The organism is Megasphaera sp. AF13-6AC (genome assembly GCF_027685385.1).
Taxonomy (GTDB): domain Bacteria; phylum Bacillota; class Negativicutes; order Veillonellales; family Megasphaeraceae; genus Megasphaera; species Megasphaera micronuciformis.
In genome coordinates this window covers 18,059-27,145 of record NZ_JAQCUN010000005.1, presented here as the reverse complement: position 1 = coordinate 27,145, position 9,087 = coordinate 18,059, and the positions used below count along the sequence as shown (strand labels likewise).

The following is a 9,087-nucleotide window of genomic DNA, read 5'->3' as shown; positions in this document are numbered from 1 at the left end:
GATGTCGTATCCAAATTAAAACAATAGGCTAATAAGATACGCTCAAAGTCGTCCCAAAAACTTAGTCGGTAGTGCGGTATAATTGGTTGTTACGGGCTGCTGTACACAGTTTTTAACATGCAGTATGTACTGTCCTTGCAATAGGTATAATCGTATAGAAAGAAAATTTTCGAATACGATTCAAGCGGTTCATTATGTATATTTGTATACACGATCTACTGTATTGTATATGTATGATGAATATGATATAAATTAAGGTATGAGTATATAAGGGGGACTATTGTGATGATAAAAAGTGTAGCAGCTCCGCAAGCAAGCGGAAAGTTTTCAGAAGATAAAATTTTCGGTGCCAATAACCGGGCGACGGCATTGGCAGAAAAACTCGGTGCCGATGCGGTTATCAACGGGACTGTAGGGTCCATTCTCGATGAAGACGGTAATTTAGTAATGCTCAAGGTTGTTGAAGAAGCTTTTCGTGCCTTGTCTACGCGTGATATTATTGCCTATGCGCCTATTCAGGGATATGACGACTATTTATCCGCCGTTATTGACCAGTGCTTTGGTGAATCCAAGCCTGAAGGTTACATTCGCGCCTGTGCCACGTCGGGCGGTTCCGGTGTCTTGCATCACGTTATTCACAACTATTCCGCTCCGGGAGATGAAATCTTGACCAGTGACTGGCATTGGAGTGCATATGGTTCTATGTGTCGCGATAACTGCCGAACGCTGCGTGAATTCCTGCTACTTGATGATAAGGGACAGTTTAACTTTGCCGATTTCAAAGCTCATGTTGAAGATATGGCAAAGAAACAAACCAATATCGTTATTATCATGAACTCTCCGGCTAATAATCCGACCGGCTTTGCCTTGTCCGATTCCGATTGGGATGCCGTATTAAGCTTTTTGAAAGAAATCGTAGCCAATAAGGATAAGAACGTCATTCTCGTTCCTGATGTGGCATATTTGGACTATAGCGGTGAAAAACACGAATGCCGCCGCTTTTTCAAAAAGTTCGGGAACCTGCCTGAAAACATTCTGGTTATTGTAGCCTACACTTTGAGTAAGGGCTTTACTATGTACGGCCAGAGAATGGGGGCTATGATCGGCATTACACCGAGTGAGGATATTGCCGATGAATTTGTAGCCATTAACCAATATTCCAACCGTGCGACGTGGTCTAATTCCAACAGTGCGGCCATGAAGGCTATGGTACATATTTGCAGTGACCCGGCACGGGTAGCCGAATTAGATAAAGAAAGAGCTGAATATTTCCACTTAATCAAAGAAAGAGCCGATTTATTTATGGCTGAAGCCGATGCTTGCGGCTTGAAATACTTACCGTATTTATCGGGATTCTTTATTACCATTCCTCTTATAGGCTCACAGGCTGTTGTTGACGAATTGGAAAAGGAACATATTTTCCTTGTCCCCTTGGGTAAGGGAATTCGATTGGCTGTTTGCTCCGTATCAAAGAAAAAGATACACGGATTGGCTGAAAAGATTAAGAAGGCTTTGGATAAGGTCGGTGTCGTTCAATAGTATAGATATAAACGGGCATAGCAAAGGGATAACCTTCGTTATGCCCGTTTTTGAAAGGATGGGAATATATGTTTAAGACAGTTGCCATATTGGGAATCGGAAATATGGGAAGATCTATTGCCGAAGGAATTGGCCGTTCGCCGGACATGAAAAACGCAGACATCATCTTGTACAACCCTCATGCTCATAAAGCCGAGGTTGTAGCCGCAAATTTGGGGAACTGTGCCCGTATTGCGTCTACACCCGGGGAAGCCGTACAAGAAGCGGATTTAGTCATTATTGCCGTAAAACCTAAAATAGTCTCTTCTCTTTTGGAAGAAATCAAAGGCAACCTGAAACAGGATGCTATCCTTCTTTCCGTAGCTGCCGGGGTCACTTTGAAGCAATTGGAAGTCGCTGTCGGAGAGGATAGAAAACTGGTAAGAGCTATGCCGAACACACCTGCCGTAGTAGGTGCCGGTATGACCTCCTTGACACCGAATGAACACGTATCGACAGAAGAGATATTCAAAATTGAAGAACTGTTTTCATCATTCGGACGGGCGGAAGTAGTGGATGAATATTTGATTGATGCCGTCATTGGAGTAAGCGGTAGCAGCCCTGCTTATGTATATATGTTTATTGAAGCCCTGGCGGACGGAGCCGTAGCGGCCGGTATGCCGCGGGACAAGGCCTATGTCTTTGCCGCTCAAACCGTAATGGGAGCTGCCAAAACCGTATTGGAAACGGGAGAACATCCGGGAAAATTAAAAGACAATGTTTGCTCTCCCGGCGGGACAACGATAGCCGCAGTTCGAACTTTGGAAGAACGGGGATTTCGCAGTGCCGTGATGGAAGCCGTAATGACTGCGGCTGAGAAAAGTCGAGAAATGAGTAAAAAATAAGGCAATGTGAATCAGCCTCCCCAATAGACTCAAAAGGTATGCATAAGATGGATAGTTGAAGATTAAGGTTGCGAAGTAGATATATGCTAAATGGGGATAGGTGATTTACTAATGCATACCGGAAGGATATAATATAGCTGAAGCATGAGGGAACTGTAACGATATGGCGGTCCTTATGCTTAACGGATACAGACGGTTCAAGGGCCTGCAAGTCACCGTGATTTGCGACAAGGCCGTCTCATTTATAGTAATATTGGAGGTAAAAGGAATGGCAAAAGGTTTGGTTACACCCGAAATTATTGAAGAATTAAAAAAGATTGTCGGTGAAAAATACGTATATACCGATAAAGATAAGCTCGATGCATACGGACATGATGAAGTAACGGATCCGCACTATATGAAGGAAGCTCAGGTTGCAGTTTTACCGGCAACAACGGAAGAAGTGGCAAAGGTTGTAAAATTGTGCTATGACAACGATATTGTTATGGTTCCCCGTGCTGCAGGAACCGGTCTGGCTGCCGGTGCCGTAGCTATTTACGGCGGCGTTATCATCTCCATTGAACGCATGAACAAGATTATTGAAATTGATAAAGAAAACATGGTTGTTGTTGCCGAACCGGGTATTACGACGGCGGCACTTCAGGAAGCTGTTAATAAAGAAGGCCTCTTCTATGCAGGCGATCCGTGTAGCGGGGACTCTTGCTTCATCGGCGGTAACGTAGCAACCAATGCAGGCGGTAACCGTGCTGTTAAGTACGGGGTAACGCGTGATCAGGTTATGGGTATTGAAGTCGTTACTCCGTCTGGTGAAGTCGTGCAGTTGGGCGGTAAGTTCCGTAAAAATGCTACGGGCTATATGCTCATGCATTTATACATCGGCTCCGAAGGTACTCTCGGCATTGTAACTAAAGTGTTCTTAAAACTCGTTGCATTGCCGAAGTATGAAATGGACCTTCTGGCAGTATTCGATAATCTCGATGCGGCTATCGATTTGACTCCGAAAGTCATGAATGCGGGCATTACACCGGTTTGCGTTGAATTTATGGATAATGCGTCCATTAAGCAAGTCGAAGTATTCCTGAATGAAAAATTACAGCATTCAGATATAGGTAACTATATTATTATTCAGATTGCCGGCGACAGTGAAGACGTATTGGATGAACAGTGCGTTACAATTGACGAATTGGCTCGTGAAAACGGGGCTCTTGATGTCTTGGTTGCCGATAAAGACAAGATTTGGAAATCCCGTAAAGCATATTTGGAAGCAGACCGTCAGAGAAGTCTCGTATTCTCCATGGAAGACATTGTCGTTCCGATGACGGAAATTCCCGGTGCCGTACAGCAGATTTCCCGTCTCGGTGAAAAATATGATGTAGCTATGCATTGCGCAGGCCACTGCGGTGACGGCAACGTACATATCGATATTTTGAAAGACGATCGCTCTCAGGAAGAATGGGAAGAAATGCTTCCGAAGATTCAAAAAGAAATTTACGCACTTGTTTACAAGTTGGGCGGCCGCCTCTCGGGTGAACACGGTATCGGATACAAACGTGCTAAGTTGATGAAAGAATACATGGATCCCGTTGAAATGGAACTCATGCGTTCTGTTAAGAAAGCATTGGATCCGAAGAACATCATGAACCCCGGTAAGGTTGTAGATGTTAGCGATGAAATTCCTGTAGAATAAGCGTATACGAAAAAGCAAGGGCTACGGTCCTTGCTTTTTTTATTGCAGTCTGTATAAAAAAAACAGACTTACGATTTTTACAAGGTTATATGTGTTATGAAGCTTGTGCCTATGGTATAATGAGCTCCATAACATGTATAAGAAAGGATACTGAAATTGGAAGCTGAATTAATCACTGATATTTGGACCATTATACAGGTCATCTTACTTGATTTGGCCTTAGGCGGAGATAACTCTATTGTCATCGGCATGGCGGCGAAAAACCTGCCCCATGAATTACAGAAAAAAGCTATACTTTACGGAACGGCCGGAGCTATTGTGTTACGCTTTTTTATGGCCATGATAGTAGTCTACCTTTTACAGATTCCGTACTTACATACAGTCGGCGGATTATTACTCGTATATATCGGTATGAAGCTTATCGGCAAGCAAGACGGTGAAGAAGAAGCTCATGTAGAGGCTAAGGATTCTCTGGGCGGTGCCGTTAAAACTATCATTGTAGCTGATGCACTTATGAGTTTGGATAATGTTCTCGGTATAGTCGGTACGACCGGCGGTCACATGGGACTTCTCTTCTTCGGTATGGTTATCTCCGTACCTATTATCATTTTCGGCAGTACGGTAGTCATTAAGATTATGCACAAATTTCCCGTACTCATTTATATTGGCGGTTTAATACTGGGGTGGGCAGCCGGATCCATGGTAGGAGCCGACGAATATTTGGCACTGTCGAAAGACACGGCCTTGTATGTAAAAATCGCTTTAACGTTATTAACGGTTCTCGGCGGTATTGTTTGGAAACGAATGACAATCCCTAAAAAATAAGGGCTTGTCAGATCGTATGGGCAGGCGGGTCCTGTCTTGACAAGGTATAGGAAACTTGATATTATATTTAAGTCAGGTAACGGGGCGTGGCGCAGTTTGGTAGCGCGCTTGGTTCGGGACTAAGAGGCCGCAGGTTCGAATCCTGTCGCCCCGACCATATTCACATTGGATGTCATCCCGAGGCATAGCAACACAATGTGAATCACCATGGAGAGTTGTCCGAGTGGCTTAAGGAGCATGATTGGAAATCATGTGTGCGGTGAACTCCGTACCCAGGGTTCAAATCCCTGACTCTCCGCCATACTGTAAGATAGGGACTGCATTTGCAGTCCTTTTTTGTTTGTCTTATAGATAGGTACTTACACTCGTGGTTTGTATGAGAGGATTTATATAATTTTTAACGTAAAGCGATGGTATGACTGAAGAAGCGTATTCGGCTTTATTGAAAAATTCGGAGCTCATAATTTCAAAATTTAGGAAAAAGCTTGCTGTATTTGCGGACACCTTAAAGTCAAACAAGTTAAAGTTATGACAACACCGGGTAATGTGTTCACAAGAGTTATTGACTGTTTTTTGACAGGAGCTGATAATAAGCCTGATGAAGCGTCTATTTTTTCGTGGTTTTCTACGGTGAATGTAACTGTCTTGTACAGATGACCTGTTAATCATGTATAATAAAATAAAAGCCATCGGTGCTAAAATAACTACATAAAGGAGAGCAGATATGACTTTATCCGATTGGATCCAAGAACATCTTTTTCAAACATATGTGACATGGCGTATGAAGAGTCCCCTATATAATAGTAAGGGATTTCATATAGACGGGATCAATAATTCCCTAAAGGCCATGGAAGATGGGATTATTGCTTATACGGAGTTGTATCCTCCTCATGCCGTACAGGGGTGCACGTCTATGAAGGCTCGCGTCGGTAAGAGTTTGACTATGATGGACCTTTATTTAGAGTTGGAGGGTAAGTGCTATATCATTGAGAATATGACATACGCCGAGGGGATACGGATCATGCGAGACTTTGTGAAAAAACGTATCTTGCCTGAACGAAGCCGGTATGTGGAAACCGTAGAATTCGATAAGCAGGCCTTGGAAAAGTCGTTTGCAGAGTTAGCACAGCTCTTAATCGGTGACTCTGAGAGGGTTAAGCAATTTATGTCCAAGGTTCGGGTGGACTCTATGGAACTTATAGATGACAGCTGGTATGATCTGTATGAGGTATTGTTGTCGTGTAACGTGGCTGCGGATTTAAGCCTGAAAATCGACAAAGAAAGTCTTGTGGATGTGGTAGAAAAGTTAGCCGAACCTAAGGGGCTGAACGTTAACGAAGCGTCTTTGGACGAAGACGGATTTTCTACTCAATGGATTGAAGTGATTAATTCTTCATGGCAGGGATATAGCCTGATAGACATGGATATAGGAACGGATTACTACGTATTACTGGTTCTTAGTGATGAAGAATTTAAGAGAGCTGAAGCATTAAGTCGAATGCTTTTCCATAGAATGGTGCTTGCGGAAAAGGCGTAAAAACTAACTTTTCGTAAAGACCTTAGTGTTACTCTGATATATGTGAAACACGAGAAATTTGTTTGTGAACAGGATTCGATTGGCTTAATTTTGGATTGAGAGAAAGCTACGAAAATCGATATGATTTTCGTAGCTTTCTCTTTTATATTGTGTCCTTTAGCAATTTTGGAAAAATGAAATCCATGTACCGGAAGAATAACATGCCGCATAACGTTTACGTATTAAAATACATTTATAAATTTTTGATTTTAAGGTGTAACTCTTAAAATTGAATTGATTACGCACATAAATTATAAAGCATGGGAATACCGGGTTTTATATATACAATAGTAAATCGAACGAGGAAAATCTTCGCAAAAAAGTGAGCTTCCGGAAGATAATTTTTTTAAGATCTTTGCAAAATGGCGTTGTTATCACAAAATATAAGATTAAAATAGAAAAAAGTACGGATCTCAAATGAGAATTTCAAAAAAATATAATAAGCGGATACTGTTATCTAATACTGTAAACATTGAATAAAAATAAAAGTGATGAACAAATGAATAAAACGCATATATTGTTGCGAAATTGTAAAGATTGTAATATTATAGAAACATAAAGAAAATTATTGCATGGGAGTGGGTGAGCTGTTATGAATGACAGATATGTGAGAACGCGTTTGGCCGTAGTTGCGGCCACTGTTTTAATGGGTACAACCTGTGGCGGTTTTACGGCCCTGGCGGCACCGGCCGCCAATCCGGCAGGAACCGGCGACGGCGTAGCCATCGGTACGGGGAGTTGGGCTCCTAAGGCGGAAAATGTAGCTATCGGTGCAGGAACACGTATTGAATATTACGGCGGTGTCGGACAGCCTTCGACGGGTGATATTGTAATCGGCGGCGGTGCTCATACGAACAACTATGCCGACCAGGGCGGCGGCATTGCTATCGGCCATAAGGCTTTTGCCGAAAGTCCGGTAGGCAGTCAAGAATTAGCTTATGATTTCGGACAGTCGGGAATGACTGCATCCGGGACTGCCGGGCCTCATCCCGAAAATATGGTGACGGGTATTGCCATCGGGAAAGATGCATATACTCGATCGGGAAGCGTTATGGTAAGTACTCATAACTATCGCGGTAATATCGGTGATATTACGGTCGATACGGGTTCTGTGGCGAATATGCGCAATTATAATATTAAAACCGATGCTACGACAGTAGGTACGAACAGCTTTAATAATGCATCCTTCGGCGTGGTCAACGGGGCTTATTCGGCTATTACGGGTAAAGACTATAGTAAAAACTTCGGGGCTACCATTACGGGGTCTTTGAACAGTATTGAATCGGAAACGGTTGCTAATAATGATGCAGGTGTTGCCAACAGCATTGTCGGGTTGGCCAACAGAACTCATAATACAAACGGATCGTTGATCTTCGGGGCAGGCAATGAAATCACCAATTCCATCGGCAGTTTGTCAGCGCCTGCAGGCGGGGCGCCTTCACCCAAGGATTTGGCTGACACGCTGCGGACGGCTGTACAAAACGCCGACGGAGGCGGCTCGACGTTGGCAATGGGTATGGGCAACAAGGCGGATTATACCTTGGGGTCTCAGTTGTCGGGCGTGAATAATACCTTAAAGGGAACCTCTGCCGCTTCCGTGAGCAAATATAACTTGTTGAACGGCTATAAAAACACGGGTACTGATGTGAATCATGTATCGGTTGTAGGCTCGGAAAACACTATAAGCAATACAGATAATGCCATTGTCATGGGTGATAAACGGACGTTGACCAACGCAAACGGAAGCATCATTTTAGGTTCGGGGAATTCGGCTCTTACGACAAGTGTAGGCAATGCCGTATCCGTCGGATATAACGCTAATGTATTGCAAGCCGGCGGTGTGGCTATAGGTGCTAATTCCGTGGCTTCCGTAGCCGCCGGTGCCGTAGGCTATGATCCCCATACCGGAGGTGTTTCCTCTAATTCGTCGTCTACGTGGAAGGCGACGGATGCGGCCGTTTCCGTCGGCAACGGAACAACGGTGACGCGTCAAATAACAGGCGTTGCAGCCGGCACGAACGATACGGACGCTGTCAACGTGGCCCAACTTAAACGTGTTATTGCCGGTACGACGATTGTAGATAATACTCTGGTAAATCGGCTGGGAAATCGTGTGAATCGAGTCGGGGCCGGTGCCGCTGCTTTAGCAGCTCTTCACCCCTTGGCATTTGATTCTGATTACAAATGGGACTTTGCAGCCGGTTACGGTAACTATGCCGGGGCCAATGCCATGGCTGTAGGTGCTTACTATCGTCCCAATGAAGATATTATGTTCAGTATGGGCGGCTCCTTCGGAGGCGGAGAAAACATGATGAATGCCGGCGTAAGCTTTAAGCTCGGCCAAGGAACTCATGTAAAACGGTCTGCATCGGAGTTGAGTAAAGAAGTAGAAGAGTTGAAGTCTATTGTAAAAGCTCAGAGCGAGGAAATTCAGGCTTTGCGGGCTAATCAGGAGGCTTTGGCACAAGCTGTGGCAATTCAAAAATAGGCCTTAAGATCAAGACCCCTCTTGATTGTGAAAGGATATAATAAGTGGCAGAAAGCCGCTGACAGGGCGTATATCGTCGTGTCGGCGG

The 9,087-nt window shown here is 44.0% G+C and carries 6 protein-coding genes and 2 tRNA genes; all 8 read left to right on the top strand.

Translation table 11 applies throughout. The features are described from left to right. The first annotated feature begins 285 nt into the window (after positions 1 to 285). The 8 genes from PGX78_RS00805 (at position 286) to PGX78_RS00770 (ending at position 8,999) form a co-directional block, all read left to right on the top strand. The gene (locus PGX78_RS00805) at positions 286 to 1,539 is read left to right on the top strand and encodes a pyridoxal phosphate-dependent aminotransferase (protein ID WP_270444836.1); all 1,254 of its coding nucleotides are present in this window, start codon (positions 286 to 288) and stop codon (positions 1,537 to 1,539) included. Between the two features lie 68 nt (positions 1,540 to 1,607). Next, the gene (gene proC / locus PGX78_RS00800) at positions 1,608 to 2,423 is read left to right on the top strand and encodes a pyrroline-5-carboxylate reductase (protein WP_270444824.1); all 816 of its coding nucleotides are present in this window, start codon (positions 1,608 to 1,610) and stop codon (positions 2,421 to 2,423) included. Between the two features lie 268 nt (positions 2,424 to 2,691). Beyond that, on the top strand, positions 2,692 to 4,110 hold the full coding sequence (locus PGX78_RS00795) for an FAD-binding oxidoreductase (RefSeq protein ID WP_270444822.1): 1,419 nt from the start codon (positions 2,692 to 2,694) through the stop codon (positions 4,108 to 4,110). Between the two features lie 156 nt (positions 4,111 to 4,266). After that, positions 4,267 to 4,935, top strand: a complete 669-nt coding sequence (locus PGX78_RS00790; RefSeq protein WP_442864779.1) for a TerC family protein — start codon at positions 4,267 to 4,269, stop codon at positions 4,933 to 4,935. An 80-nt stretch (positions 4,936 to 5,015) separates the two neighbouring features. Then, positions 5,016 to 5,092: transfer RNA gene (locus PGX78_RS00785), tRNA-Pro, on the top strand. 52 nt (positions 5,093 to 5,144) lie between these two features. Further along, positions 5,145 to 5,236 (top strand) — tRNA-Ser (locus PGX78_RS00780). A 423-nt stretch (positions 5,237 to 5,659) separates the two neighbouring features. After that, positions 5,660 to 6,472: a DUF6630 family protein gene (locus PGX78_RS00775; RefSeq protein WP_270444820.1), complete on the top strand. Its 813-nt coding sequence runs from the start codon at positions 5,660 to 5,662 to the stop codon at positions 6,470 to 6,472. 631 nt (positions 6,473 to 7,103) lie between these two features. Further along, entirely contained in the window at positions 7,104 to 8,999 is a 1,896-nt protein-coding gene (locus PGX78_RS00770; protein ID WP_270444819.1) for a YadA-like family protein, read from the top strand. The last annotated feature ends 88 nt before the right edge of the window (positions 9,000 to 9,087 follow it).